Here is a 24,048-nt window from a genome sequence, read left to right as displayed (position 1 = left end):
GAATGTAACGATATATTTCAGGGGAAGCATGTGACTTTTAAAGGAGGTTTCAATGAAATCTGCACACCTGGTTTGCCTGCTCCTTTGCCTGCTGTTTGCTGCCTTCGTCCACGCGCAGGAAAAGGACGATCCGGCGAAAGATGCCCAGCTTAAACAGCAGGTACTGAAAGATATCAAGAAAACCTGTACGCCACAGAAAAAGCAGAGCGATAAAGCGTGGCAGACGATGATTTTGTCGTCCGAGGCCAATCAGTTGCTGATCAAGAACGCCGTCACCGCCATGAAGCGTGACAATCTGGATAACTACTGGGTCGCGGTGGGCCAGGTGGATTGCATGGAAGATTATTGAAGGTTAGGCACGTGCTTCTCGCCGGGTGGCGCTGCGCTTACCCGGCCTACAAAACATTTTTACCGCTTACGCATATCCGGAATAATTAAATCCCCGCGCAGCACATATGACCCCAGCATCTGCGTTTTTTCATTCAGCCAGCTCACGATGCGCGCCGCCATGGCGTCCATCGAATATTCAATCGCCGGGATCACCGGAATTCCCGGCAGATGCAGCGACCCGGCCAGGCTGAAGACCATAATGTCCTCCGGCACCGATTTATTAAACGCCTGCAGCTGCGGGATCACCCGCTGAGCTTCCTGTTCGTCTGCCACCAGCAGCGCGTTGAAATTCAGGGTGCTCGCATTGTTAAGCAGCTCCTGCAGCGCAACGGACGACGAAGTCGCATCCATAAAGACAAGGTTGCGATTAAAGGGCAGGAAGTTTTTTTCCAGCGCGTGTTTGTAACCCAGCAGCACCTGATCGGCGAAACCGCTGCCGTGCGGGTGGATGAGGGCAATCTGGCGACGCCCCTGGCTGGTGAGATAGTTGCAGGCCGTTTCAGCAGCGAAAGCGTGATCAAACTGGATGCTGTTGGCGTTATCGGCCTCCATACAGTCCACCAGAATGACGTTGTCCATCTCGACATCCAGCGGGAAACGCGCGCCAATCACCAGGATGTCATCACATAACCCACAGGAGAGTTCTTCGAGAGCGTGCATCACTTCCGCTTTGCTGTGCGCGAAGCGTAGCAGCAGATGTTTTTGATGCTGGCTAAGCTGTTTTTCCAGCGCGTACAGATAACCGGTGGTCTGGTTAATGTTCTCTTGCGCGCAAATCACGCCAATACACCCCGTCGACTGACTGAGCAGCGACTGTGCAATCACGTTAGGCCGATAATTCAGCTCATCCACCGCTTTCAGAACGGCCTGACGGCTGGCTTCCTTAACGCCACGCGACCCGCTCAACACCCGTGATACCGTGGCTTTGGACACCCCGGCCAGACGTGATACATCGTTGATTGTAGACATCTCTCTCCCCTGGCAGGCAATCCTCGCGCCTGCAAATTCCATTACCGCTACGGCTCACATTATAGCCAGTACGGAGTATATCCGTTTCCGTTTTTCATGGAAACCGATTTTCCGTTTCCACTCAAAATGACATCATAACAGCCAAATTACGTGACACAGATCGTGGTAATAAGCCCCATAAGCAAAGGTTCTTGATGGTTGTCACACTTCTGTCTTTTATAAATGGAAACCGGTTTCCGTATGATGTCCAATCAGCCTCGCAATAACTTTTTACACTTTGAGGATGGTTGTCGATGTTCAAGATTATGCTGTGCTGCTCTGCCGGGATGTCCACCAGCCTGCTGGTCAGCAAAATGGTCGATGTCGCGAAAGAGCGTGGTTTGGCGGTGAAGATTGATGCGTATGGCGTTTCCGAATTTGATACGCAGTTTCCGCAATACCAGGTTGTCCTTCTCGGACCGCAAGTGAAATACATGTTACAGACACTCTCAGACAAGGCGGCTACAAAAGGCATTCCGGTGCAACCCATCGACATGATGGACTACGGTATGCAACGTGGCGATAAGGTACTGGACTATGCTCTGTCGCTCATTGAAGCGGCACACTAAAAGGTGTTCACATGAGTTCGTTATATCAATCCATGGTCGCGGTTATTGAGCAGTCAATTACCCCGCTGGCCGCTAAGCTCGGACAGCAAAAGTATGTGATTGCAATCCGCGACGGCTTTACCGCCGCGCTGCCGTTTATGATCATCGGCTCGTTTATGCTGGTGTTCATCTTCCCGCCGTTCTCGGCGGATACCACCAACAGCTTCGCCCGCGGCTGGCTGGATTTCTCCCAGACCTACCGCGAACAGCTGATGCTGCCGTTTAACCTCAGCATGGGCGTGATGACCTTCTTCATTTCGGTGGGGATTGGCGCGAGCCTGGGTCGTCAGTTTAACCTCGACCCGGTGATGTCCGGCCTGCTGGCCTTTATGGCGTTTCTGCTGGTTGCCGCGCCATATGCCGATGGCAAGATCTCCACTCAGTATCTGTCGGGCCAGGGGATCTTCACCGCGCTGATCACCGCGATCTACTCTACCCGCGTGTACGCGTGGCTGAAGCAGAACAACGTGACCATCCGCCTGCCAAAAGAAGTGCCGACCGGCGTGGCGCGTTCGTTCGAGATCCTGATCCCGGTGATGGTGGTGATCGGTACCCTGCACCCGCTGAATCTGTTCATTGAAGCGCAAACCGGGATGATTATCCCGCAGGCAATTATGCATCTGCTGGAGCCGCTGGTTTCCGCGTCTGACTCGCTGCCCGCCATTCTGCTCTCCGTGCTGCTGTGCCAGATCTTCTGGTTTGCTGGTATCCACGGTTCGCTGATTGTCACCGGCATCATGAACCCGTTCTGGATGGCGAACCTCTCCGCAAACCAGGCGGCACTGGCTGCAGGCGCGGCGCTGCCGCATGTTTACCTGCAGGGCTTCTGGGATCACTACCTGCTGATTGGCGGCGTAGGCTCGACGTTACCGCTGGCGTTCCTGCTGCTGCGCAGCCGCGTCACGCATCTGCGCACCATCGGCAAAATGGGCGTGGTGCCAAGTTTCTTCAACATCAACGAACCGATTCTGTTCGGCGCGCCGATCATCATGAACCCGATGCTGTTCATCCCGTTCGTGTTTGTTCCGCTGGTGAACGCCTGCCTGGCCTACGGCGCAACCAAACTCGGCTGGCTGGCGCAGGTGGTGTCGTTAACGCCGTGGACCACGCCCGCGCCGATTGGCGCTTCGTGGGCGGCAAACTGGGCGCTCAGCCCGGTGGTGATGTGCCTCGTGTGCATGACGATGTCCGCGCTGATGTACCTGCCGTTCCTGCGTGCTTATGAACGTACGCTCATCAAAAACGAAGAGCAGAAAGCCCAGGCAACCGTCGGTGCCGCTGAAACAGCAAGCCATTAAGTCAAAGAGGAAGAGTCATGAAATACGCATTTCCCGATAACTTCTGGTGGGGCAGCGCAAGCTCCGCTCTCCAGACGGAAGGGTCACGAGAGGGTGAAACCACGTGGGATTACTGGTTTGCCCGCGAGCCGAACCGTTTTCACAACGGCGTGGGGCCGCAACAGACCTCCACGTTTTATCAGCACTGGAAAACGGACATTCAGCTGTTAAAACAGCTGAACCACAACAGCTTTCGCACCTCGATTAGCTGGGCGCGCCTGATCCCCGACGGTATCGGTGAAGTGAACCCGGACGCGGTCGATTTTTATAATCAGGTCATTGACGAGCTGATTGAACAGGGCATCACGCCGTTTATTACCCTGTTCCATTTCGATATGCCGATGGCGATGCAGGAGATCGGCGGCTGGGAAAACCGTGACGTGGTGAACGCTTACGCCCGTTATGCGCAGATTTGCTTCGAGCTGTTCGGCGATCGCGTGCTGCACTGGTTTACCTTCAACGAGCCGATCGTGCCGGTGGAGGGCGGTTACCTGTACGATTTTCACTATCCGAACGTGGTGGATTTCCGTCGCGCGGCGACCGTGGCGTATCACACCATCCTGGCTCATGCGCTGGCGGTTCGCGCCTACCGCGCCGGGCATTACGCGGGTGAGATCGGCATCGTGCTGAACCTGACGCCGTCCTACCCGCGCTCGCAAAACCCGGCGGACGTGAAGGCAGCGCACATTGCGGATCTGATGTTTAACCGCAGCTTCCTCGACCCGGTTCTGCGCGGTGAATATCCGGCAGACCTGGTGGCATTGCTGAAAGCATACGATCAGCTTCCAGCCTGCAAACCGGAAGACAGTACCCTGATCGCGGAAGGGAAAATCGACCTGCTCGGCGTGAACTACTATCAGCCGCGTCGCGTGAAGTGCCGCGACAGCGCGGTAAACCCGCAGGCCCCGTTTATGCCGGAGTGGTTCTTTGACAATTATGAGATGCCGGGTCGCAAGATGAACCCGTACCGCGGCTGGGAAATCTATGAGCCGGGTATTTACGATATCCTGGTTAACCTGCGCGACAATTACGGCAACCCTCGCTGCTTTATTTCTGAAAACGGCATGGGCGTCGAAAACGAGCAGCGCTTTATTGAAAATGGCCAGATAAACGATCAATACCGCATCGCGTTTATTTCTGAGCATTTAGCCTGGCTGCATAAAGGTATTAGCGAAGGGTGCAATTGTCTTGGCTACCACATGTGGACATTTATTGATAACTGGTCGTGGTGCAATGCCTATAAAAATCGCTATGGATTTATCCAGCTCGATTTAAATACGCAGAAACGCACCATCAAAAAGAGCGGAGAGTGGTTTGCCGCTACCGCCTTAAATAACAGCTTTGATAAAGAGTAATGATGATGATCGCATTAGAAGAAGCCGTAATGGAAATTATCGTCAACGCCGGTCAGTCCCGCAGCCTGTGCTTTGAAGCGCTGCACGCGGCGCGCCAGGGCAACATTGACGAGGCCAAAAGCCTGCTGCGCGAAGCCGACGGCTACGCGCGCCAGGCGCACAAGATGCAGACCAAGCTGATCGAGCAGGATGCGGGGGAAGCCCGTCAGCCGATGACCTTAATCATGGTTCACGCGCAGGATCATTTAATGAACTCCCTGCTGGCGCGTGAATTATCCGAAGAGATTATTCATTTATATCAGAGATAGCCTATGGCGAAATAAACGTTAATGTAAAACTTCTGTACCTTAAAATATAAATCAACTTGTTCTGATGATAGCGGCATATTCTGTCAGATCGGAGCGGGATGGTTATTGTCTGGATAAAATTAAACTATATTGAGATAACCATGACTAATATTAAAAAACTTCCATTAACAATGGCGGTTATCGCCGCGCTTTGCCCAATTTCTGTACTTGCACAAGAATTTACGCAGGAGCAAATCGACGCCATTGTGGCCAAAGCGGTGGACAAAGCCCTGGCAGAACGTCAGGCCAAAATGGATGCGGCGGTCGCGAAAAAAGCGGACGTGGTGACCGAGCCGCAAAGCGCGGCGCAATCCCCGGATATGGCGATTCCGTTCGGGATTAAATTTACCGGCTATGCCCGCTACGGCGCGCATTTCCAGGCCGCCGATCAGAAATACGTGGCGGTGGATGGCTCTTACAACGGCGCATCCGCGATTGGCCGACTGGGTAACGAAGGCAACGGCGGCGAGTTCCAGCTCTCCAAAGCCTTTAAGGGTGAAAACGGCGCTATCTGGGACATCAACGTGATGATCGACCACTGGGGCGACGAAGTTAACCTGAAAAAAGCCTACGCGGGCGTGACCAATATTATGGCGTCTAACCCGAACGCCTACTTCTGGGCCGGTCGCGACTTCCACCAGCGTCCGCAACAGGGCATCAACGATTACTTCTGGATGAACCACGACGGCCAGGGTGCCGGGGTGAAGAACTTCGACATCGGCGGCGTGCAGTTTGACGTGGCGACCGTGGCGGCAGTGGAATCCTGTAGCCCGGAAGTGATGGAAGATGAAGCCAACCCGTCGCGCATCACCTGTACCGGCGGTTCCGGCACAGGCGATAAGGGCAACTACGCGGCGACCTCAAAAATCCACGGCATGAAGCTCGGCCCGATCGACCTGGAACTGTACGCCAACTACGGCTTTGATTCGAAAGCGGTGGAGAGCGACGAGCGTCTGAACGCGTGGCAAGGCGGCGTGGTGCTGAGCCACACCAACGACAGCGGCGTAAACAAGGTGATTGCCCGCTACTCTGATAACTCGGATAACAGCGTGTTTAACAAAACCGAGGACCTGACCACGGTCTACGCCAGCTTCGAAGGGCTGCATAAATTCACGCCACAGACGCAGGTGGAGTACATCCTCGCCTTCCACGACTACGACAACAGCCGCGACAAAACCGACAACCGCAAGAACTACAACGCCATCGTGCGCCCGATGCACTGGTGGAACGACGTTCACTCCACCTGGCTGGAAGCGGGCTGGCAGCACGTGGATTACGACAACGGCGGCGATAACAAGGGCTGGAAGCTGACCCTGTCGCAGAACATGTCTATCGCCATGGGGCCGGAGTTCCGCCCGATGCTGCGCTTCTACGTGACCGGCGGCAAAGTGGATAACGAACGCACCGCGCGCGTGAACGGCACCAAAGACGAAACGCTCGACGACTTCAACGTCGGCGCGATGTGGGAGGCGTGGTTCTAGTAGAGCGTCGTTTGTTTCGCCCGGCGGCGCTGCGCTTGCACGGGCCTACAAGGTTTTGTAGGCCGGGTAAGCGCAGCGCCACCCGGCAAGATCCCATGTTATGCTAGAAAAAAACCAACATAGCAGGGGAGTACATGGGTTCCACACGCAAAGGGATGCTGAACGTCCTGATCGCCGCCGTTTTATGGGGCAGTTCCGGGGTTTGCGCGCAGTACATCATGGAGAAAAGCCACATTTCTTCGCCTTACCTGACCATGGTTCGCCTGCTGTTTACCGGCGTGATCTTACTGACGCTTTCTTTCGTTCACGGCGACAAGATTTTCTCGGTCATCAAACATCGCAAAGACGCCCTCAGCCTGCTGATTTTCTCGCTGGTCGGCGCGCTCACCGTGCAGCTCACCTTCCTGCTGACGATTGAAAAATCCAACGCCGCCACCGCCACCGTGCTGCAGTTTCTGTCACCGACGGTCATCGTGGCGTGGTTTGCGCTGGCGCGGAAAAAGCGCCCCGGCGTGTTTGTCCTGTCCGCCATTCTGACGTCGCTTATCGGCACGTTTTTGCTGGTGACCCACGGCGACCCAACCTCGCTCTCTATCTCCCCTGCCGCGCTGTTCTTCGGCATCGCCTCGGCGTTTGCCGCCGCATTTTACACCACGTATCCGTCGACGCTGATCGCCCGCTACGGCACGCTGCCGATTGTCGGCTGGAGCATGTTAATCGCGGGATTGATGTTAACGCCGTTCTACGCCGGGCGCGGGACGACGTTTGTGATCGACGGCAGCCTGCTGCTGGCGTTTTTCTATCTGGTGGTGATTGGCACAGCGCTGACATTCAGCCTGTATCTGAAAGGCGCGCAGATGATAGGCGGGCCGAAGGCAAGCATTCTGAGCTGCGCCGAGCCGCTGAGCAGCGCGTTGCTGTCGGTGGTTTTGCTTGGCGTGGCGTTCACCCTGCCGGACTGGCTGGGGACGCTGCTGATTGTGTCGTCGGTGGTGTTGATTTCAATGGATTCGAGAAGACGGGTTCAGACATCGGCGTGATCTACGAATAATGGTGATAGCGGCACATCAAAATAGTCAGAGCGCTATCCGACACCCCGTAGACCAGACGATCGGTATCGTTGATTCGGCGGGACCAGTATCCGGAAAGATTACCTTTGAGCGGTTCCGGCTTACCCAGGCCATCGAAGGGTTGGCGCTTCGCATCTTCAATCAATTTATTGATTCTGCGAAGCGTTTTCTTGTCCTGCTCCTGCCACCACAGGTAATCATCCCAGCCGTTATCAGTCCAAATCAGTAGCCTGGTCATCTATCAGATCCCTCTGCGTGGTTTTTCCGGTATTTGCCTGTGCGATTGACTCCATCAGTCGGCTGGCGTTAGCAGGCGAACTCATCAGATGGATGGTTTCCATCATCGAGTTGTAGTGCTGCAGAGACATCACCACCGCATCACCGCCGTTGCGGCGGCTGATGATGGTCGTCTCCACGTTGTCATTCACGTCGTCCAACACATCTTTAAGTCGGCTTCGTGCTTCGGTAAACGTCACAACCTGCATACTTCCTCCTGTACAAGTTACGGTACAAGTATATCGATGAGGTGATTATTTATCAATCAACGAGCTTTAACCTTCCCCGCCACCAGCAGCGCCGTCAGCAGCATCAGCGTGCCGGAAATCACCAGCGGTGACGTCAGCCCCAGATGGTCGAGCGCCACGCCGCCCACCGCCGCGCCGCAGGTGTTCGCCAGCTGGATCACCGCCACCTGAATCGACCCGGCTTTTTCCGCCTGATCGGCAAGCGAGCGGGTGATCCACGTCGACCAGCCCACCGGCACCAGCGCAAAGGCAAAGCCCCAGATAATCGCAATCGCCGACGCAACCCATTTGTCGCTGCCCCACAGCACCAGCACCGCGGCACTGATCGCCAGTACCAGCGGTGCCCCCGCCAGCGCCACCTTCAGGGAGCGTTTCAGGAACTGGGACGACAGCGAGGTGCCGACAAAGCTGGCGATACCAAAGCTCAGCAGCACCAACGTCAGGCCATCCACGTCAAACCCGGCCATGGTCATAAAGACCGGGCGGATGTAAGTGAAAAAGGCAAACTGCCCGGCGAAGGCCATAAAAATGGCGGTCATCCCCGCCAGCACGCCGGGGCGCTTCAACAGCGCAAACATGTTCTGTTTATGGTGCGCCGCCTCACCCGGCAGGGACGGCAGCGCTTTCCACACCCACACAATGCAAAGTAACCCCATCACCGCCGCCGCGTTGAAAACGTTACGCCAGCCAATGATCCCGCCGAGGAAGCTGCCCAGCGGCGCGGCAATCACCAGCGCGATAGAGACCGCACCGAAGATAACGGACAACGCTTTTGGCACCGTGCGTGCTGGCACCAGGCGCATAGTGAGCGAGGCGGACATCGCCCAGAAGCCGCCTAGTCCCAGCCCCAGGCAGGCCCGTCCGAGCAACAGCAGCAAGAAATTATTGGCGAAGGAGACCAGCAGACAAGAGAGTGTCAGCAGGACGCTGAAAAGAATGACCACTTTACGACGGTCGACGGTGCCGATTACCTGAGTGATAAACAGGCTGGCGAACATCGCCACAAACGCGGTCACGGTGACGGACTGCCCCGCCACGCCTTCGGAAATACCCAGATCCTGCGCCATTGGCGTCAGCAGGCTGACCGGCAAAAACTCAACGGTAATCAGGCAGGCAACGCAGAATGCCACGGAGAAAACCGCCGACCAGTTAGGGCGTGAAACCTCGGTGGTCTGCGGTCTGGTCGTGGGCTGGATATGTTCTGTCATGGCATCACCTGAAGATAAAAACGTGCGGAAAAGTCGCGCAGTTTATCATCAAAAGTGTGACGGATTTAACGATTTGACAACTTTTGCTGCTTTTCTTGTCGGGCGGCGCTGCGCTTGCACCGGCCTACGGGGCTTGTAGGCCCGGTAAGCGAAGCGCCACCGGGCAAAATTACCCGCGAGCCTTAGCGGCAGCATTCGCTAATCCCACGATCCACTCCTGATGCCCGTTAATCATCGGGTTCGTCACGGTGCGCGCTAATTCCTGCGCCGGCACGCCTTTCTGCGACTCCTGGGTCAGAATGCGCACGCGGTTGCCCGGTAAGTCTTCAAACAGCCAGGCGTGGATCACATCCAGACGCGAATTCGCATCGCCTTCGACCCAGCCGTGCCAGGCAATGCGTGCGGCTTCACCGTCCACGGGAGGAACATACTCCGTCACCTGCGCCTCAACCGGAAAACCAAAGGTGGTGAAGCGAAAGCGCGCGTTCTCACTCAGTTCCGGGCCGCTGCCGTCGTGGAAACGAATATCGTCGGCGTTGCTGTAGTAGCTGGGCCACAGAGTGGCGTCGTTAAGCTGCGCCCAGATCTCTTTTGCCGTCAGACCGGCGACAATGATTTCGTTAGACGCAAAGTTATCGGTGGTGCCTGGCAGGTAATCGTTCGGCCAGATAATGGCGGATTGTTTCATGGTTCACCTCATCGTATTGGTTGATGAGGTGAGGATGCACGCCAGAGTGATATAAATCTAATGACGATGCTTTATACTCTTCATCACGCCTGATGATATCAGTGCAGATAGAATACGCCCTCTTCCGGCAGGAAGAGCGTGTTATAGCGTAGCTGGAAGGCGTTAAGCTCTTGCGGGTCTGGCTCCATTTCGCGCATAAAACCAAGCGCGAGGCGGATTTGCGCATCGGTGATCGGCGCGGCCAGGCGAGCTTTACGCAGCAGGCGGTGCCAGGTATGCAGGTTCTCTTCACTGCCATCTACGATGCAGACCTGCCAGATCAGCAATACCTGAGCGGCGTTTTGCAGGTGAGCCTCGTCGGGGCGCTCAAGGTAGCGGATAAACTCATTGCCGGACGATTTACCGAACTGGTCGATCATCGATTCTATCGGCACCGGGGTGATCCCCAGTCGCTCGCTTAACCGTTTGATTGCCCGGCGGGAATCCGAGGTCAGGACCCGAAATCCGACCACAAACACCACGGCAAGCGTTGCCAGCATTATCCAGACCATGCGTTCTCCTTAAATCAGCCGCTCATCATAGCGGGAAACGCATGTCGTCAACAGCGGGCAAGGCCATAATAGTGATCTGAAAAAAGGTGGAAAAACGCCATGAAAGTGGATTTGCGCACGCTGGATCTTAACCTGCTGAAAGCGCTGGACGCCCTGCTGGACGAGCGCAGCGTGACCCGCGCGGCGGCGCGTCTCGCACTGACCCAGCCCGCGGTGAGCGGCATGCTCAACCGCCTGCGGGACGCCTTCGACGACCCGCTGTTTATCCGCGCCCCGCACGGCATCGTGCCAACCCTGCGCGCGGAAGCGCTGGCTGCACCGGTGAAGCGCATCCTGGCGGATATCGACGTGCTGTTGCAGCCCGTCACTTTTGAGCCGGGCAGCGCAAACCTGACGTTTACCCTTGCCGCCACCGATTACGCCCTGCGCGCGGTGATTGTGCCGTTTATCGCCGCGCTGAAGGTACAGGCTCCCGCTATTCGTGTGCGCGTCGTGCCGGTTGAACCCGATCGTCTCGTCGCCCAACTCGAACAGGGGAAAATCGACCTCGCCCTGCTGACCCCCCACACGACGCCGGACGAACTCCACAGCCGCGCACTTTTTGATGAACGGTACGTGTGCATGATGCGTGTCGATCACCCTGATGCGGGAAAGCCGCTGACGTTAGACCGATTCTGCGCGCTGGAGCACGTGCTGGTCTCTTATGAGGGTGAAAGTTTTCACGGTGTCACTGATGACGCGCTGGCGAGTGTGGGCCGCGAGCGGCACGTGGGATTATCGGTGAGTAGCTTTCTGGTACTGCCGGAAGTGCTGGCGGTCAGCGATATGATTGCCGTGGTGCCAGAGCGGATGGCGGAAAACCGGGTGGGAATATATGTGTGTGATACGCCGGTTTCGGTGCAGGGATTCACCAAAAGCATGGCCTGGCACGGTAGAGCCCATCGAAACCCCGCGCAGGTGTGGCTGCGCGGGTTGCTGCTGGAGACCAGTCAGCGGCAGGCATAAAAAAGCCCGACATCACACCGGGCAAAGAAGTCACCTGCACACTCAGGCTGCTTTCAATTTCTGCACGCGATTTTCACGGCGGATCTTACGTTCTTCCAGTACCGCCACCATCGCCATCAGTACGATACAGCCAATCGCTGCCGCATCCAGCGCCGCGAAGGTGCCCGCCCAGCCGGTGAGACCGAAAACTGGCGTGCCGTCGGCGATCATTCCCAGACCTAATTTGGCGAAGCTGTCGCCGATCAGGTAAGCAAAGGTGCCTTTAATCCCATCGGCCGCGCCGATCGCTTTTTTCGGGACAAAGCCCACTGCCGCCACGCCGATTAAAAGCTGCGGGCCAAACACCAGGAAACCGAGCGCGAACAGTGAAGCCAGGTAAACGTACTGGTTGCTGGCGTGCTGGTACACACCCAGCGTGGCGATGATCAGCGCCAACGCGACGCAGGCCACCAGCGCGCGACGACCGTTTGCGAGGTCGGAGAGCCAGCCCCATAGCAGCGTGCCGACCAGCGCCCCCACTTCAAACAGAGTGAAGCCCTGAATCGCCACCTCTTTAGAGAGTTTCAGCTCCTGGAAGGCATACACGGTAGACCATTGGTCAATGCCGATGCGCACCACGTAGAGGAAGATGTTCGAGAAGCAGAGCAGCCAGATCACTTTGTTTTTCAGCACGTACTCAACAAAGATCTGCCATTTGGACATCTCGTTTTCTTCGGTCTCTTTGTCCTCTTCGCTGATCTCCTCGCCAAATAGCTCTTCGGCTTTGCCGAGGCCGTAGGATTCCGGGGAGTCGCTGCCGTAGCGCAGGCCGATAAAGCCGACAATCAGGGCGATAATCGACGGGAAGATAAACATACCGATCACGTGGCCGTCGAACAGGTAGTTAGCACCAAACAGCGCCACGCCAGCCGCCCCCGCACCGCCGAGGTTGTGGGAGATGTTCCACATGCCGAGGTAGGAACCACGCTTGCGGCGCGGCGTCCATTTGGTGATGGTGGAGTAGCTGCACGACCCGCCGGTGCTCTGGAAGAAACCGCTCAGGGCGTAGAAGGCGATCATCAGGAACAGGCTGACGGAGCCTGAGCCCATGCTGGCGCTGAAGCCGAGCATACAGATGGCGGAGAGGATCAGCATAAACGGCAGGAACTGCTTGGTGTTTTTACCGTCCGCGTAGTAGGACACAACGGTTTTCCCCACCCCGTAGGTGATGGAGAAGCCCAGGCCGATCATCCCCAGTTGCGTCATGCTCAGCCCATAGGTGGAGATCATGTCGTTCTGCGCGATGTTAAAGTTTTTGCGGATCAGGTACATGGTCAGGTAGCCGATAAAGACCACCAGATAGGACTGCATGAACGGTTTGAACCACATTTTGCGCCGCACATCGAGCGGCAGATCCAGGGTCGGTTTGCGCACCTGATTTAAGAAGGCCAGCATGGTTTGCTCCTGAGCTGATTTTTACCTGCGAATGGCAGGCATTGTAAAAATCAGCCAGGAGAGATGCCTGAGACAGTGTCCAGGTAAAACCGGGAAAATTTCTTAGTTTTGCGCCATTCGGGGCGAAAAGGTGAGGCGCATCACATCACACTGGCTTCGCGCGGGGCCTGTGCGTGCAAAAACGGCAGCAGCAGCAGCGCGGAAATTCCCGCTGCAATGGCGATCACCGCGAAGAACCCGCTCCAGTGCCAAATGTCGATCACCCGCGCCAGCGGCCAGCCGGAGAGCGATGCGCCGAGATAGGCAAACAGCCCGACAAAACCCGTCGCCGCGCCTGCCGCCTCTTTGTGCGAGCATTCCGCCGCCGCCATGCCGATCAGCATCTGCGGGCCAAACACGAAGAAGCCGATGGTGAAGAAGCACGCCGCCTGCATCACATAGCTGGCAAACGGCATCAGCCACAACGAGCCGACGGAGAGCAAAATCCCGGCGGCGAAGATCAGGTTCATCGGCCCACGGTTGCCATTGAACAGCTTATCCGAGCCCCAGCCCGCCACCAGCGCGCCGATAAAGCCGCCCAGTTCAAACATCGTCACCGCCGAGTTGGCTGTCACCAGGTCCACGCCGAGCGTCTCGGACATGTACAGATTGCCCCAGTCGTTGATCGCTGCGCGCACCACGTAGACCAGCACATAGCAGAGCGAGAGAAGCCAGATATACGGGTTCAGCAGCACGTATCTGGTGAGGATCTCTTTGCGAGTCAGCCCAGCGCCCTCCTGCTGTTGCGCCACTTCCAGCTCGTCGTGCCGCCAGTCGCCCACCGCAGGCAGGCCAACGGTTTGCGGGCGATCGCGCAAACGCCAGCAGAGGAACAGCCCGGCGATAATCGCCAGGCCGCCCGCGATCATCATCCCCGCACGCCAGCCGTAGTGCAGTGCCGCCGCGCCTACCACGATCGGGATCAGCGCCCCGCCGACGTTATGCGCTGTGTTCCATATCGCCCACCAGCCGCCGCGCTCGTTGCGCGAATACCATGCGGTAAGCAGGCGGGCGCACACCGGCGCGCCCCAGCCCTGGAAAAAGGCATTCAGCGCCCACAGCAGCGCAAAGGCCCACAGCGAAGTGGAGAAGCCAAACAGGATATTAACCACGCCGGTGGCAATCAGCCCGACGCCCATGAAATAACGGGCGTTAGAATGGTCGCTGACGATGCCAGAGAAGAACTTCGACAGACCATAGGTGATGTAAAACAGGGTCGCCAGCAGGCCGATATCGGTGCGGGTCATCACGCCGCTGGCGAGGATTTCCGGCGCGGCGGCGTTGAAACTTTTGCGCGTGAAGTAAAACAGCGCGTAGCCGAGCCAGAGAGTGAAAAGAATATGGCGACGCCAGTAGCGGTAGCGGGCGTCGATTTCCGCTTTATCGCTTACAGGCGCGGCACTGACAGGCGTTTTAAACATGGTGACTCCTCAGCGGTAAACTCACGCTAACGCGCGTGCCGTGGGTACAGGAGATCGTCAGCGTGCCGCCCAGCGCCTTCACGCGCTCGCGCATACCCGCCAGGCCAAAGCCCTGCTGGCCGGAACCCGGCGGCAGGCCACAGCCGTCGTCTTCAATCACCAGCTTGAGGCTCTCCTCCTGCTGCCAGCCCTGCAGCGTGACCGCGCTGGCGCTGGCGTGCTTCACAATGTTGTTCAGCCCTTCCTGGCAGACGCGGAACAGCGTGACGCGCTGGCCTTCACTCAGCGGGCGTTCATCAATGCGCCAGTCGAGATGGCTGACGATGCCACGGCTCTCCAGCTCCATCTCGCGCATCAGGGAACGTATCGCCTGCTCAAGTGAGAGGTCATCCAGCTGGCGCGGACGCAGCCGCCCTAACAGACGGCGAACGGAGTCATACACGCCCAGCGAGAGCTGTTCAATATGCGCCCCGCCCTGCTTCACGCCCGCGTTTTCCGCCGCCAGACGTTGAACAATGCCCGCCTGGGTGCGGATGGCGGTGATGGTCTGGCCGATGTCGTCATGCAGCTCGCGGGCAACCTCCTGCCGCACGCTCTCTTCCGTCTCCAGCAGGCGTTCCGCCAGACGACGGTTGCGCGCCAGCTCGGTTTGCAGAGACTGATTCAGTTCACGCAGACGCTGGATACCCGCCCCCAGTAGCAGCCCGGTCAGGCTCTGGGCCAGCAGGGAAAGCAGCAAGTCCACCGGGTGGTCGTGCCAGGTCTGGCTGGCAATCAGCGCGATGGCGTTCATCAGCGTGGCGATCAGCGCGCCCTGCCAGCCGTAATGCCAGGCGAGAGCAATGATCGGCAACGCCAGGCAAAACGGCGTGAAGCGCGAGAGTTCAGCAGGCAGGCCAAGCTGCAGCCACAGACTGACCACAAACAGCAGCAGATACCAGATAAGATGCCGGGCGCGCCAGTTCACCGGCTGAGAAACCAGCGCAGGGCCGAGCGGCTGCCAGACGGTGCTGGTGAGGTAGTGCCAGATAACGAGACAGGTCGGCGCGAGGGTCAGGCCACCGGTGAGCGTCAGCAGCAGGGCGTTGAGCATCTCCTTTTCGCCTGTCCACGGCAGGGACTGCAGCAGCGCGGCGGCAATCAATACCGCCCCCTGACGCAGCAGCGTGCGCCAGTCTCGCTGGTGGCGGTAGCGTGAGATAAGGGCAACCGGAAGAAGCGTGAGTACGCTTCCGGTCATCAATAATGGCAAATGCGCCAGTGCCACCTCCTGCGCAAGCCAGGCCAGCATCAACCACTCAGCCCCCAGCAGCACAGGCCAGTACGCACGCGGGCATTGCAGCATCAGCCCCAGACGCAAACCAAAGGGGAACAACAACACTGCCAGCTCCGGGCGATCCACCAGATGCAGGCTGATACTCCACAGGCAAAACCAGGCGGCGGAAAAGATAAAAAAGCTGGCAACAACGGCGATCAGCCGTGAAAAGACGGCGTTCATTGCCAGCTATCGAACATACGACGCGCCAGCTCAACGTCGTTGCTGACGTTAAGTTTTTCCATCAGATTAGCGCGGTGAACGTGGACGGTTTTTGGCGACAGCGCCAGTTCAGCGGCAATCTCTTTTACCGACATCCCCTGAGCGAGTTTTTCCGCAACCTGGCGTTCGCGTCTGGTGAGCGGGTCCTGCCGCCCTGTCGCCAGCTTGATGGCGATATCCGGCGTCAGGTAGCAGCCACCGGTCGAGACGGTGCGCACGGCGGCAATCAGTTCGTCCGGGCTGCAGCGTTTTGAGAGGAACCCACGCCCGCCCGCGTTGAGCGCCTGCTCCACCAGCGCCGGGCTGTCGTGGACTGAGAGCATAATCGTCGCTAACCCTTTCGGCAGCTGGCTCAGCAGTTCCAGCCCGGAGAGATCCGGCATTGAGATATCGCAAATGCAGACCTGCACGCCACGCCCCGGCAGGCCAGCCAGCGCCTCGCGGCCGGAGCCAAACTCTGCCACCACCTGAAAATCAGGCTCAAGGTTCAGAAGCTGGGCAAATCCGGAGCGAACGATTAGATGGTCGTCGATAAGGGCGATGGTGGTCATGTTTGTTCCTGCGGTCTGAAAGCGCCGGATGGCGCTGCGCTTATCCGGCCTACAAGGGCGATACTCGCAGGCCGACCTGGGCGCTTACCTTAAGCGATTTATTCGAAGAACACCGCAATTTTGTTAAACATGGTGGGATCGGACTGGTTGCGCGCCACTTTAGTCACGTCTTCCAGCTTGTCGATTTGCGCCATCATCTGCTCCAGACGCTGGTCATCGTTGACCAGCAGCCAGATGCGGCTGTGCTCGCTGCCCTGAATCGGCAGACAGAGAATGCCCTCCACGTTAAACGCGCGGCGGGCAAACAGCCCGCAGACGTGGGTCATGACGCCTGGGTGGTTGCGGACGGTGAGTTCCAGAATGACGTTATCATGTTGTTTTTGCATGGCTTATTCTCCCACCATCTCAGTATTGGCCGCGCCCGGCGGGACCATCGGATACACTTTTTGTTCAGGGTCGATACGCACGTGGATCAGCGCCGGACCAGGACGATCGATCGCCGTCTGCAGCGCCGCGTGGGCATCCTCTTCGGCATTCAGATCGCAGGTGTGCAGGCCAAAGCCGGCGGCAATCTGCATAAAGTTGATCATCCCCGGATAGGTCGCCGCAAACACGCCCTGTTTGTAGAACAGGCTCTGCTGCTGGTGAACCAGCCCCAGCGCTTCGTTATTCATCAGAATGATTTTGACGTCTAACTGATTTTCGGCCGCCGTCGCCATTTCCTGAATGTTCATCATCAGGCTGCCGTCGCCGGAGAAACAGATAACCTTGCGATCGGGATTGGCCAGTGCAGCGCCGACTGCGGCGGGCAGGCCAAAGCCCATGGTGCCCAGGCCGCCGGAGGTCAGCCACTGGCGCGGGCGGTTCAATGGATAAGCCTGCGCGGTCCACATCTGATGCTGACCGACGTCGGTAGTGATGATGGCGCTGTCGTCGACGCAGGCGGCCACGGCGTTAATCAGTCCGTAGTGGCTCAGCGGGTCTCCCTCGGTTGGGATCGCACCCGGAAATTCGTTTTGCAGATCGGCCACCAGCTGACGCCACTCTTCGCGACCGGTCGCGTCCGTTTGCGGGATCAGCTGCGCCAGTACCTCAGCCACATCGCCCTGAATCGCCACGTGCGGCTGCTTGATTTTACCCAGTTCGGCGCGGTCGATATCCACATGAATGATTTTGGCGTTCGGACAGAACTGCTCGGTTTTACCAATCGCCCGGTCATCAAAACGTGCCCCCATAACAATCAGCAAATCAGCCTCTTGCAGGATGTAGTTGGTGCTGCGCGCGCCGTGCATGCCCAGCATGCCGAGAGAGAGCGGGTGCGCTTTAGGCAGCATGCCGAGCGCCATCAGGGTCATGGTGGTGGGCAGGCTGGCTTTTTCGGCGAACTGACGGATTTCATCCGCGGCGTTAATCGCCCCGCCGCCCAGATAGAGCACCGGACGTTTGGCGGCGTTAATCATCGCCGCCGCATCGCGCACGCTCTCAGCGCTGAATTCCGGCGCGGGGGCACGCTCGCCCGGCTCCGGCAGCACGTCGATCTCAATTTCTGCGGTCTGGACATCCTTAGGAATGTCTATCCACACCGGGCCTGGGCGGCCAGACTGCGCAATGCGAAATGCATCACTGATAACCTGTGGAAGCTCGGCGATATCGCGAACTAAATAGTTATGTTTGGTGATGGGGATAGAGATGCCGTAGGTGTCCACTTCCTGAAACGCATCAGTACCGATCATTGAGGACGGCACCTGGCCGGTGATGCAGATCAGCGGAATGGAGTCGAGCCGTGCGTCGGCGATGGCGGTCACCAGGTTGGTTGCGCCAGGGCCGCTACAGGCCATGCAGACCGCCGGCTTGCCCTGTGTACGCGCCATCCCCTGAGCGATAAAACCTGCGCCCTGCTCATGGCGCGCCAGTACGTGGCGGATCTGCGTGCTTTGGCTTAACGCATCATACAGCGGCAGCACTGTCCCGCCAGGGATGCCCGCAACCGTGGTAATGCCCTGTCGTTCCAGTAAGTGAACGATTAACTGCGCGCCCGTAAAACGCGTCTTCGTGGATGTTGTGCCCAAAATTGCCATGCTCCAGTCCTTTTATGAGCCGACTTTCCGGGAGGCGTCTAAACAAAAAACCCCGCCCGGTTTGCGCCGGCGGGGTTTTGGATTCGTGTGTTGATCCAGTCCCTACGGCGCATTGCCGACGACCACCACCACACGCACGACGACCACTGCGGCTGGTTGCGCAGTTTTTAGTAGGGTCGAGGTGAACAGAGATGGAGTCATTAGGAACCTGTGTTTGGAATCATTGATAGAATTTATACAACCACAGGTTTTTCAGCGTGACAATGGAAATATTTTCATCTGCGCAAAAATGCGTCAGGGATCACGTTTCGTTTATTGAATGATGACACTCAAAAAGTCGGTTTTAACTCACTCAATAAAAAGCGCAGGCGATATACCAAAGCGGGCCGCCAGTTTTTTAATGTGGCTCAACGTGAGCTGTCGCTGCCCATTAAGCACCCTTGAAACCATTGATTTACTGCCAATTTCATCCTGAAAATCGGAGAGAGTCAGTTTGTATTGATCCATAAGGGTTCTTAAAACCGCAATCCCTACTGGAACAGATTCCATCTCCTGGCGTAATGCGACCATTTCAGGTCGGTTCGCTTCGTAACGGCTAATTCTGGCGCACACCAGATCCAGTAACGGGCTACCAGGCTCGTTTATGAGCAAATATTCCACCAGTTCGAGTGCGTCCTGGTAATCTTTCTCGTTCGGATGTTCACCCAGTAAAGGAACAGCGGCAACCAGGGCATGCGTTGCTTTCATTGCATCAGCGACGATCATCATTTCTTCCCCTTAGTGCGATGTTTCTCCGTAAAACGGTCATATTCCTTATGAGTAAAAACATGGCGCACATAAAACTTTTGGCTTTCAAAGAAGATGAGAGCCACTACTCTGAGATTGTTGTTTGCAACATCAATAACATAATGCTTATCGAGATATTTGAAGTTATCTAGCGTCGGAAAGATTTTTCTTAGCGCAGCAGGCGTTGGGCAATGGCTTTTTTCGATAATACGTCCTAAAAAAAGAAGTTCTTCCTTGTGCTGCGGAAACTGGGTTACCGCATCCAAAATTGCCTTCATAGAGATTAAATGCATACTGCATGCCTGCCGCGTCCGTTGCCATTATGGCAACGATAACAGTTGTTGCCAATAAGTCAACGGGAGACATCATTTTCGCTAAGACAGAAAACAAAAAACCCCGCCTAAGCGAGGTTTTTATCAGGGTTTTGCGGTTGGTCGCCGCAGAACACACTGTGTTACGTCAACGCAAAAAGTATACGCGATCGCAGACGAACGCGCAATTCCGGCACGGATTTTGACGTTTTTGAGTATGGATCGCCTTCTAAAATTTGTCCAGAAAATACTGTTCATGCATACAGTATTTATCTATACTGAAGGTGTTCGCAGTGAGCGAGGGGGCCGCAGTTCTACCGGCGCAACGACGTCCTGGCTGAAACGGGTGGTGCCGTCAGTGCCTTAACCCCCTGAAGTGAGCACACTGTGTTACGTCAATCCAGGTGCTGGCAACAGGCGGCGGAAAGGTACGCCAGCATCGTGCTCCTTTTGACCAGAAGGAGACGCGTATGAGCGTAGTGGATATGGTGGTTCTTATCCTCAAACTCATTGTTGCTGTATTGCAACTGCTTGATGCTGTCCTGAAATACCTTCGGTGATTCAGGTTCAAGTCGCACCTGAGAGGGGCGGGCAACCGCCCCTCTTTAATAACGAGGGAATGCTATGTCGCGTCTGTTAATTGAGCCTGTTACGCCAGATGAACCGGGCTATATCGCCCTGAAGGCGGAAAGTATCGCATTGAATTTCAACATGCTGCGCAGGCTGGAAGAGAACTGGCAGCGCGGTGAAAACCGCTTCAACGCGCCGGGTGAAAAGCTGCTGGGTGCGTTTCTCAACGGCAAACTGGTGGGCGTATGCGGCCTCAACCGCGATCCGTTCAGCCAGCAGCCACGCGCCGGGCGCATCCGTCATCTCTACGTGAGCGAGAAGTGCCGCGGGCTGGGCATTGGCAAGCAGCTGTTAACCGTGGTGATGGCCGATGCCAGCATCTGGTTTGATTTCCTCAATACCCATGCCCCGGACGCCGCTTACGGATTTTATCACCAGGCGGGTTTCACGCTGGTCTCGGACGAACCGCGGGTAACGCACCGTCTTTTTTGCGCGGTGTAACCGGCTGGCAGCAGCAGGATGTGAATGTTACAGTTAAGTGACAATTCACCACCCGATACGCCATGACCATCACCGTTTTCTGCATTTTGCTGTTCGCCGCACTGCTGCATGCCAGCTGGAACGCCATCGTTAAAGCCGGAATGGATAAGCTCTATTCCGCGATCAGCGTCAGCGGCTCCGCCACGCTGATTGCCCTGGTGCTGCTCCCCTTCTCTCCACAGCCCTCTGCCGCAAGCTGGCCGTTTTTGATCGTCTCCTGTGCCTTACAGGTGGTGTACACCGTGCTGGTCGCGAAAACCTATCAGGTCTCCGATATGAGCCAGACCTATCCGCTGATGCGTGGCACCGCGCCGCTGCTGGTGGCGCTGATCAGCGTACTGGCGCTCGGGGATCACCTTTCCTGGCTTGCCTGGGCCGGCATCGGGGTGATCTGCCTGTCGATACTGGCGATGGCGATGAACGGGCGCATGCAGTCACGCAAAGGGATCTGGCTGGCGCTGCTGAACGCCTGTTTTATTGCCGGGTATACCCTGGTGGACGGCACTGGCGTGCGGGTATCGGACACCGCGCTGGGCTACACGCTATGGACCTTCTTTATGAACGGCTTCTGCCTGCTGAGCTGGGCGATGGTGGCGCGTCGGCGCGAAGCGTCCAGCTACCTGCGTCTGCACTGGAAAAAGGGGCTGCTCGGCGGGGTTGGCACCATGGGCTCTTATGGTCTGGCGCTCTGGGCGATGACGCAGGCACCGCTGGCGGTGGTCGCGGCGCTGCGTGAAACCTCGATTCTTTTCGGGGCGCTGATTGCGTTTGTGCTTTTAAAAGAAAAGGTTGCGGGCCTGCGCGTCGCGGCAGCACTGGGTATTGCAGGCGGAGCCATTTTGCTGCGCCTCGCATAAATTACTGGCAACATTAGTTGCCGTTCTTGTTTACAAATCCTGCCTTATCGCTCTCATTCATTCATCACAGTAATGCTTAAATTGTCATCTTACTGTGGTAGATTCCTCGCGCATTTATGGGAATGCGTAGTCACTTATTCTTTATTTCTCTCTTTTGGCAAAAGTATTCAGCGACATGAAAAAACAAAGGAACGTTAACTTATTGTTGATGCTGGTGTTACTGGTGGCCGTCGGTCAGATGGCGCAAACCATCTACATTCCGGCGATTGCCGACATGGCAAAGGAACTTAACGTCCGCGAAGGCGCGGTGCAAAGCGTGATGGCAGCCTACCTGTTGACCTACGGCGTCTCGCAGCTGTTCTACGGCCCGCTTTCCGATCGCGTCGGGCGTCGCCCGGTCATTTTAGTGGGCATGAGTATTTTCATGGTGGCGACGGTGATTGCTATCACCACCCATAGCCTCACCGTCCTGATTGCCGCCAGCGCGCTACAGGGTGTCGGAACGGGTGTCGGCGGGGTGATGGCACGCACGTTACCGCGCGATATGTATCAGGGCACTCAGCTTCGCCATGCTAACAGTTTGCTTAATATGGGCATTCTGGTCAGCCCGCTTCTCGCTCCGCTGATTGGTGGACTGCTGGATACACTGTGGTCCTGGCGCGCCTGCTACGCTTTCCTGCTGGTGTTGTGCATGATTGTGACGTTCAGCATGGCGCGCTGGATGCCGGAAACGCGTCCACAGGATGCGCCGCGCACCAGACTCATCGCCAGCTACAAAACGTTGTTCGGCAATGGCGCGTTTACCTGCTATCTGCTGATGCTGATTGGCGGTCTGGCGGGCATTGCCGTGTTCGAAGCCTGTTCCGGTGTGCTGTTAGGCGCAGGGCTTGGGCTGAGCAGCATGGTGGTGAGCATTCTGTTTATTTTGCCGATCCCGGCGGCGTTCTTCGGCGCATGGTTTGCCGGACGTCCGAACAAGCGTTTCACCACGCTGATGTGGCAGTCTGTAATAAGTTGTCTGCTGGCGGGTGTAATGATGTGGCTTCCGGGTCTGTTCGGCGTGATGACCGTCTGGACGCTGCTGATCCCGGCGGCACTGTTCTTCTTCGGCGCGGGGATGCTGTTCCCGCTCGCCACCAGCGGCGCAATGGAGCCGTTCCCGTTCCTCGCTGGCACGGCGGGGGCGCTGGTCGGCGGTTTGCAGAATATCGGTTCCGGCGTGCTGGCCTGGCTTTCCGCCATGATGCCGCAAACCGGGCAGGCTAGTCTGGGTTTACTGATGACCCTGATGGGGTTGCTGATTTTACTGTGCTGGCTGCCGCTGGCGTCGCGTGTTCCGCATCACGAACAGCCTGTTTAACCGCATGATGGCCCGGCTTAGCGCCGGGCTTTTCACAATCAGGCGCGATCATTGCCTGCAAAAGCGGCTCCGGCGCAGACCGCCAAGCCCCCTCTTCCCCGTCGTAAAACTGGATATCGGCATTAATCGCATACGGGATTTTCGCCTTTTGCAGCTCGCAGGCCATAAACGTGGCGAATGCCATTTGCGACGCGGTTGGCGTCAGTCGGCTGGACTCACCCACGCCCCAGCCCCCAACCCAACTGGTATGTCCGGTTTTTTGCTGCCAGTGAAGTGCCGTATTGATGCGGTTTCGGATTGCCGCTTTCTCCGCCGCTGTGCCCGACGTCCACGGGTATTTACCGTTACTTTTCAGCGGCCCCCACGGGAAAATATGCCACTCCGCCAGCACATAGTTTTGGCTGTGTGCGGGCAGTTTCAGGCTGGATAGATCTTCCGGCGCGGCACGCAGCCGAGGGGCAATGAAGATCATGCGGTTCGCATCAATGTCATGAATGACCTTAATCGTTTTCTCATACACCCGGTTAAGGGAAGCCACGTTATGGTTGAGCTTATCAGCGGGCTCGTAGATCAGGTCGAAACCGAGCAGCGGCGATTGTTGACCAAAATAGTGCGCCACGGCAATCCACCAGTTGATCACCTCTTTTTCTGTATCGGCCTTTGGGTCATTTTTATATTCATCAGCCTGATAAGCGATGATGGGGATCACGCCGTAGTGCTCGCAGGCTTCTACCAGCTTACGCAGATGAATCAGCCGCGCTTCGGTCGGTTCTGCTGCCACCCGAATACGCACGTGGGTAATGCCTTTCGCGCGGAAATCGCGGACCACCAGCGGGTCAAACTCGCGGATACCGCGCTCGGTGCGCGCCCAGTCGACATCAAGACCCACGCCAAGCTGCTGCGCGTAATGCGCGGCGGTCAACGGCGGCTCAGCGGCAACGGTCCAGCCGGAAGCAATCAATAACGCGGTGACAATGAAGGGCTTAAACACG

The 24,048-nt window shown here is 57.1% G+C and carries 28 protein-coding genes; 12 read left to right on the top strand and 16 right to left on the bottom strand.

Going from position 1 to position 24,048, the window contains the following annotated elements:
• Positions 1-52 precede the first annotated feature (52 nt).
• Positions 53-349, top strand: coding sequence for a YicS family protein (locus ABGB15_RS00400; RefSeq protein WP_215723112.1), 297 nt, complete (start codon positions 53-55; stop codon positions 347-349).
• A 59-nt stretch (positions 350-408) separates the two neighbouring features.
• Here ABGB15_RS00400 and ABGB15_RS00395 read toward each other — a convergent pair whose 3' ends face one another.
• Positions 409-1,359 (bottom strand): LacI family DNA-binding transcriptional regulator, encoded by a 951-nt coding sequence (locus tag ABGB15_RS00395; RefSeq protein WP_152082773.1) that lies wholly within the window; start codon positions 1,357-1,359, stop codon positions 409-411.
• A gap of 293 nt (positions 1,360-1,652) precedes the next feature.
• On the opposite strand from ABGB15_RS00395, the gene ABGB15_RS00390 reads away from it, so the two are divergent.
• The 6 genes from ABGB15_RS00390 to ABGB15_RS00365 all read left to right on the top strand — a co-directional run bounded on the left by ABGB15_RS00390 (position 1,653) and on the right by ABGB15_RS00365 (position 7,566).
• On the top strand, positions 1,653-1,967 hold the full coding sequence (locus ABGB15_RS00390; protein ID WP_013094822.1) for a PTS sugar transporter subunit IIB: 315 nt from the start codon (positions 1,653-1,655) through the stop codon (positions 1,965-1,967).
• Positions 1,968-1,978: 11 nt separating this feature from the next.
• Positions 1,979-3,304 (top strand): PTS sugar transporter subunit IIC, encoded by a 1,326-nt coding sequence (locus tag ABGB15_RS00385; RefSeq protein ID WP_215723113.1) that lies wholly within the window; start codon positions 1,979-1,981, stop codon positions 3,302-3,304.
• Positions 3,305-3,321: 17 nt separating this feature from the next.
• Positions 3,322-4,698 carry a glycoside hydrolase family 1 protein gene (locus tag ABGB15_RS00380; protein ID WP_215723114.1) on the top strand — a complete coding sequence of 459 codons (1,377 nt, stop codon included), beginning with the start codon at positions 3,322-3,324 and terminating at the stop codon, positions 4,696-4,698.
• 5 nt (positions 4,699-4,703) lie between these two features.
• Positions 4,704-5,006: a PTS lactose/cellobiose transporter subunit IIA gene (locus ABGB15_RS00375; RefSeq protein WP_008500136.1), complete on the top strand. Its 303-nt coding sequence runs from the start codon at positions 4,704-4,706 to the stop codon at positions 5,004-5,006.
• A 140-nt stretch (positions 5,007-5,146) separates the two neighbouring features.
• Positions 5,147-6,526, top strand: coding sequence for a carbohydrate porin (locus tag ABGB15_RS00370; RefSeq protein ID WP_152082776.1), 1,380 nt, complete (start codon positions 5,147-5,149; stop codon positions 6,524-6,526).
• 134 nt (positions 6,527-6,660) lie between these two features.
• The gene (locus tag ABGB15_RS00365; RefSeq protein WP_215723119.1) at positions 6,661-7,566 is read left to right on the top strand and encodes an EamA family transporter; all 906 of its coding nucleotides are present in this window, start codon (positions 6,661-6,663) and stop codon (positions 7,564-7,566) included.
• A gap of 1 nt (position 7,567) precedes the next feature.
• On the opposite strand, the gene ABGB15_RS00360 is transcribed toward ABGB15_RS00365, so the two are convergent.
• The 5 genes from ABGB15_RS00360 to ABGB15_RS00340 form a co-directional block, all read right to left on the bottom strand.
• Entirely contained in the window at positions 7,568-7,834 is a 267-nt protein-coding gene (locus ABGB15_RS00360) for a Txe/YoeB family addiction module toxin (RefSeq protein ID WP_215723120.1), read from the bottom strand.
• Positions 7,809-8,081: a type II toxin-antitoxin system Phd/YefM family antitoxin gene (locus ABGB15_RS00355; protein ID WP_041911702.1), complete on the bottom strand. Its 273-nt coding sequence runs from the start codon at positions 8,079-8,081 to the stop codon at positions 7,809-7,811. Before ABGB15_RS00355 ends, ABGB15_RS00360 begins: the two co-directional genes overlap by 26 nt.
• Positions 8,082-8,137: 56 nt before the next feature.
• Positions 8,138-9,328, bottom strand: coding sequence for a purine ribonucleoside efflux pump NepI (nepI, locus tag ABGB15_RS00350; RefSeq protein WP_215723121.1), 1,191 nt, complete (start codon positions 9,326-9,328; stop codon positions 8,138-8,140).
• 169 nt (positions 9,329-9,497) lie between these two features.
• Positions 9,498-10,016, bottom strand: a complete 519-nt coding sequence (locus ABGB15_RS00345) for an SRPBCC domain-containing protein (RefSeq protein WP_215723122.1) — start codon at positions 10,014-10,016, stop codon at positions 9,498-9,500.
• Between the two features lie 98 nt (positions 10,017-10,114).
• The gene (locus ABGB15_RS00340; protein ID WP_215723123.1) at positions 10,115-10,567 is read right to left on the bottom strand and encodes a DUF1198 domain-containing protein; all 453 of its coding nucleotides are present in this window, start codon (positions 10,565-10,567) and stop codon (positions 10,115-10,117) included.
• A gap of 99 nt (positions 10,568-10,666) precedes the next feature.
• Here ABGB15_RS00340 and ABGB15_RS00335 point away from each other — a divergent pair, with 99 nt between their 5' ends.
• Positions 10,667-11,572: a LysR family transcriptional regulator gene (locus ABGB15_RS00335; protein ID WP_215723124.1), complete on the top strand. Its 906-nt coding sequence runs from the start codon at positions 10,667-10,669 to the stop codon at positions 11,570-11,572.
• A gap of 42 nt (positions 11,573-11,614) precedes the next feature.
• Here ABGB15_RS00335 and uhpT read toward each other — a convergent pair whose 3' ends face one another.
• The 9 genes from uhpT to ABGB15_RS00290 all read right to left on the bottom strand — a co-directional run bounded on the left by uhpT (position 11,615) and on the right by ABGB15_RS00290 (position 19,711).
• Positions 11,615-13,006: a hexose-6-phosphate:phosphate antiporter gene (gene uhpT, locus ABGB15_RS00330; protein WP_215723125.1), complete on the bottom strand. Its 1,392-nt coding sequence runs from the start codon at positions 13,004-13,006 to the stop codon at positions 11,615-11,617.
• Positions 13,007-13,146: 140 nt separating this feature from the next.
• Complete coding sequence (locus tag ABGB15_RS00325) at positions 13,147-14,466, bottom strand: MFS transporter (protein ID WP_152082784.1); 1,320 nt, start codon at positions 14,464-14,466, stop codon at positions 13,147-13,149.
• Entirely contained in the window at positions 14,459-15,964 is a 1,506-nt protein-coding gene (gene uhpB, locus ABGB15_RS00320; protein WP_215723126.1) for a signal transduction histidine-protein kinase/phosphatase UhpB, read from the bottom strand. The genes ABGB15_RS00325 and uhpB overlap by 8 nt, the downstream gene beginning before the upstream one ends.
• Positions 15,961-16,554 carry a transcriptional regulator UhpA gene (gene uhpA / locus ABGB15_RS00315; RefSeq protein WP_369064091.1) on the bottom strand — a complete coding sequence of 198 codons (594 nt, stop codon included), beginning with the start codon at positions 16,552-16,554 and terminating at the stop codon, positions 15,961-15,963. The genes uhpB and uhpA overlap by 4 nt, the downstream gene beginning before the upstream one ends.
• A gap of 98 nt (positions 16,555-16,652) precedes the next feature.
• Positions 16,653-16,940, bottom strand: coding sequence for an acetolactate synthase small subunit (ilvN, locus tag ABGB15_RS00310; RefSeq protein ID WP_010426528.1), 288 nt, complete (start codon positions 16,938-16,940; stop codon positions 16,653-16,655).
• A gap of 3 nt (positions 16,941-16,943) precedes the next feature.
• Positions 16,944-18,632, bottom strand: coding sequence for an acetolactate synthase large subunit (gene ilvB, locus ABGB15_RS00305; protein WP_215723127.1), 1,689 nt, complete (start codon positions 18,630-18,632; stop codon positions 16,944-16,946).
• Positions 18,633-18,734: 102 nt separating this feature from the next.
• Positions 18,735-18,833, bottom strand: coding sequence for an ilvB operon leader peptide IvbL (gene ivbL, locus ABGB15_RS00300; protein ID WP_023331688.1), 99 nt, complete (start codon positions 18,831-18,833; stop codon positions 18,735-18,737).
• A 147-nt stretch (positions 18,834-18,980) separates the two neighbouring features.
• A complete protein-coding gene (locus tag ABGB15_RS00295; protein WP_152082788.1) occupies positions 18,981-19,400 on the bottom strand; it encodes a type II toxin-antitoxin system HigA family antitoxin in 420 nt (139 codons plus the stop codon).
• On the bottom strand, positions 19,397-19,711 hold the full coding sequence (locus tag ABGB15_RS00290; protein WP_152082789.1) for a type II toxin-antitoxin system HigB family toxin: 315 nt from the start codon (positions 19,709-19,711) through the stop codon (positions 19,397-19,399). The genes ABGB15_RS00295 and ABGB15_RS00290 overlap by 4 nt, the downstream gene beginning before the upstream one ends.
• A 488-nt stretch (positions 19,712-20,199) precedes the next feature.
• On the opposite strand from ABGB15_RS00290, the gene tisB reads away from it, so the two are divergent.
• From tisB to emrD, 4 genes are all read left to right on the top strand, one after another.
• The gene (gene tisB / locus ABGB15_RS00285; RefSeq protein WP_071599731.1) at positions 20,200-20,289 is read left to right on the top strand and encodes a type I toxin-antitoxin system toxin TisB; all 90 of its coding nucleotides are present in this window, start codon (positions 20,200-20,202) and stop codon (positions 20,287-20,289) included.
• A gap of 64 nt (positions 20,290-20,353) precedes the next feature.
• Positions 20,354-20,800: a GNAT family N-acetyltransferase gene (locus tag ABGB15_RS00280; protein WP_215723128.1), complete on the top strand. Its 447-nt coding sequence runs from the start codon at positions 20,354-20,356 to the stop codon at positions 20,798-20,800.
• A gap of 62 nt (positions 20,801-20,862) precedes the next feature.
• Positions 20,863-21,696, top strand: coding sequence for an EamA family transporter (locus ABGB15_RS00275; RefSeq protein ID WP_313326952.1), 834 nt, complete (start codon positions 20,863-20,865; stop codon positions 21,694-21,696).
• A 175-nt stretch (positions 21,697-21,871) separates the two neighbouring features.
• On the top strand, positions 21,872-23,056 hold the full coding sequence (gene emrD, locus ABGB15_RS00270; RefSeq protein WP_152082792.1) for a multidrug efflux MFS transporter EmrD: 1,185 nt from the start codon (positions 21,872-21,874) through the stop codon (positions 23,054-23,056).
• Here the strand turns inward: emrD and ABGB15_RS00265 are convergent.
• Positions 22,959-24,047, bottom strand: a complete 1,089-nt coding sequence (locus tag ABGB15_RS00265) for a cellulase family glycosylhydrolase (RefSeq protein WP_215723130.1) — start codon at positions 24,045-24,047, stop codon at positions 22,959-22,961. The two genes, emrD and ABGB15_RS00265, sit on opposite strands and share 98 nt — an antisense overlap.
• Position 24,048 lies beyond the last annotated feature (1 nt).

Origin of the sequence: Enterobacter sp. MALB-1 (assembly GCF_041021625.1) — a bacterium.
GTDB classification, from domain to species: Bacteria; Pseudomonadota; Gammaproteobacteria; order Enterobacterales; family Enterobacteriaceae; genus Enterobacter; species Enterobacter oligotrophicus.
The sequence above is the reverse complement of the archived record's forward strand: the minus strand, read 5'-3'. Positions and strand labels throughout refer to the sequence as shown.

Excerpts from the sequence above, each read along its gene's own strand:
- emrD (WP_152082792.1), top strand. The coding sequence starts at position 21,872 with ATGAAAAAACAAAGGAACGTTAACTTATTGTTGATGCTGGTGTTACTG.
- ABGB15_RS00390 (WP_013094822.1), top strand. The coding sequence starts at position 1,653 with ATGTTCAAGATTATGCTGTGCTGCTCTGCCGGGATGTCCACCAGCCTG.
- ABGB15_RS00385 (WP_215723113.1), top strand. The coding sequence starts at position 1,979 with ATGAGTTCGTTATATCAATCCATGGTCGCGGTTATTGAGCAGTCAATT.
- ABGB15_RS00355 (WP_041911702.1), bottom strand. The coding sequence starts at position 8,081 with ATGCAGGTTGTGACGTTTACCGAAGCACGAAGCCGACTTAAAGATGTG.
- ABGB15_RS00380 (WP_215723114.1), top strand. The coding sequence starts at position 3,322 with ATGAAATACGCATTTCCCGATAACTTCTGGTGGGGCAGCGCAAGCTCC.
- ilvN (WP_010426528.1), bottom strand. The coding sequence starts at position 16,940 with ATGCAAAAACAACATGATAACGTCATTCTGGAACTCACCGTCCGCAAC.
- ilvB (WP_215723127.1), bottom strand. The coding sequence starts at position 18,632 with ATGGCAATTTTGGGCACAACATCCACGAAGACGCGTTTTACGGGCGCG.
- uhpA (WP_369064091.1), bottom strand. The coding sequence starts at position 16,554 with ATGACCACCATCGCCCTTATCGACGACCATCTAATCGTTCGCTCCGGA.
- ABGB15_RS00290 (WP_152082789.1), bottom strand. The coding sequence starts at position 19,711 with ATGCATTTAATCTCTATGAAGGCAATTTTGGATGCGGTAACCCAGTTT.
- ABGB15_RS00295 (WP_152082788.1), bottom strand. The coding sequence starts at position 19,400 with ATGATGATCGTCGCTGATGCAATGAAAGCAACGCATGCCCTGGTTGCC.
- ABGB15_RS00395 (WP_152082773.1), bottom strand. The coding sequence starts at position 1,359 with ATGTCTACAATCAACGATGTATCACGTCTGGCCGGGGTGTCCAAAGCC.
- ABGB15_RS00365 (WP_215723119.1), top strand. The coding sequence starts at position 6,661 with ATGGGTTCCACACGCAAAGGGATGCTGAACGTCCTGATCGCCGCCGTT.
- tisB (WP_071599731.1), top strand. The coding sequence starts at position 20,200 with ATGAGCGTAGTGGATATGGTGGTTCTTATCCTCAAACTCATTGTTGCT.
- ABGB15_RS00340 (WP_215723123.1), bottom strand. The coding sequence starts at position 10,567 with ATGGTCTGGATAATGCTGGCAACGCTTGCCGTGGTGTTTGTGGTCGGA.
- ABGB15_RS00280 (WP_215723128.1), top strand. The coding sequence starts at position 20,354 with ATGTCGCGTCTGTTAATTGAGCCTGTTACGCCAGATGAACCGGGCTAT.
- ivbL (WP_023331688.1), bottom strand. The coding sequence starts at position 18,833 with ATGACTCCATCTCTGTTCACCTCGACCCTACTAAAAACTGCGCAACCA.
- ABGB15_RS00335 (WP_215723124.1), top strand. The coding sequence starts at position 10,667 with ATGAAAGTGGATTTGCGCACGCTGGATCTTAACCTGCTGAAAGCGCTG.
- ABGB15_RS00370 (WP_152082776.1), top strand. The coding sequence starts at position 5,147 with ATGACTAATATTAAAAAACTTCCATTAACAATGGCGGTTATCGCCGCG.
- ABGB15_RS00375 (WP_008500136.1), top strand. The coding sequence starts at position 4,704 with ATGATCGCATTAGAAGAAGCCGTAATGGAAATTATCGTCAACGCCGGT.
- ABGB15_RS00275 (WP_313326952.1), top strand. The coding sequence starts at position 20,863 with ATGACCATCACCGTTTTCTGCATTTTGCTGTTCGCCGCACTGCTGCAT.
- ABGB15_RS00325 (WP_152082784.1), bottom strand. The coding sequence starts at position 14,466 with ATGTTTAAAACGCCTGTCAGTGCCGCGCCTGTAAGCGATAAAGCGGAA.
- uhpB (WP_215723126.1), bottom strand. The coding sequence starts at position 15,964 with ATGAACGCCGTCTTTTCACGGCTGATCGCCGTTGTTGCCAGCTTTTTT.
- uhpT (WP_215723125.1), bottom strand. The coding sequence starts at position 13,006 with ATGCTGGCCTTCTTAAATCAGGTGCGCAAACCGACCCTGGATCTGCCG.
- ABGB15_RS00360 (WP_215723120.1), bottom strand. The coding sequence starts at position 7,834 with ATGACCAGGCTACTGATTTGGACTGATAACGGCTGGGATGATTACCTG.
- ABGB15_RS00400 (WP_215723112.1), top strand. The coding sequence starts at position 53 with ATGAAATCTGCACACCTGGTTTGCCTGCTCCTTTGCCTGCTGTTTGCT.
- ABGB15_RS00345 (WP_215723122.1), bottom strand. The coding sequence starts at position 10,016 with ATGAAACAATCCGCCATTATCTGGCCGAACGATTACCTGCCAGGCACC.
- nepI (WP_215723121.1), bottom strand. The coding sequence starts at position 9,328 with ATGACAGAACATATCCAGCCCACGACCAGACCGCAGACCACCGAGGTT.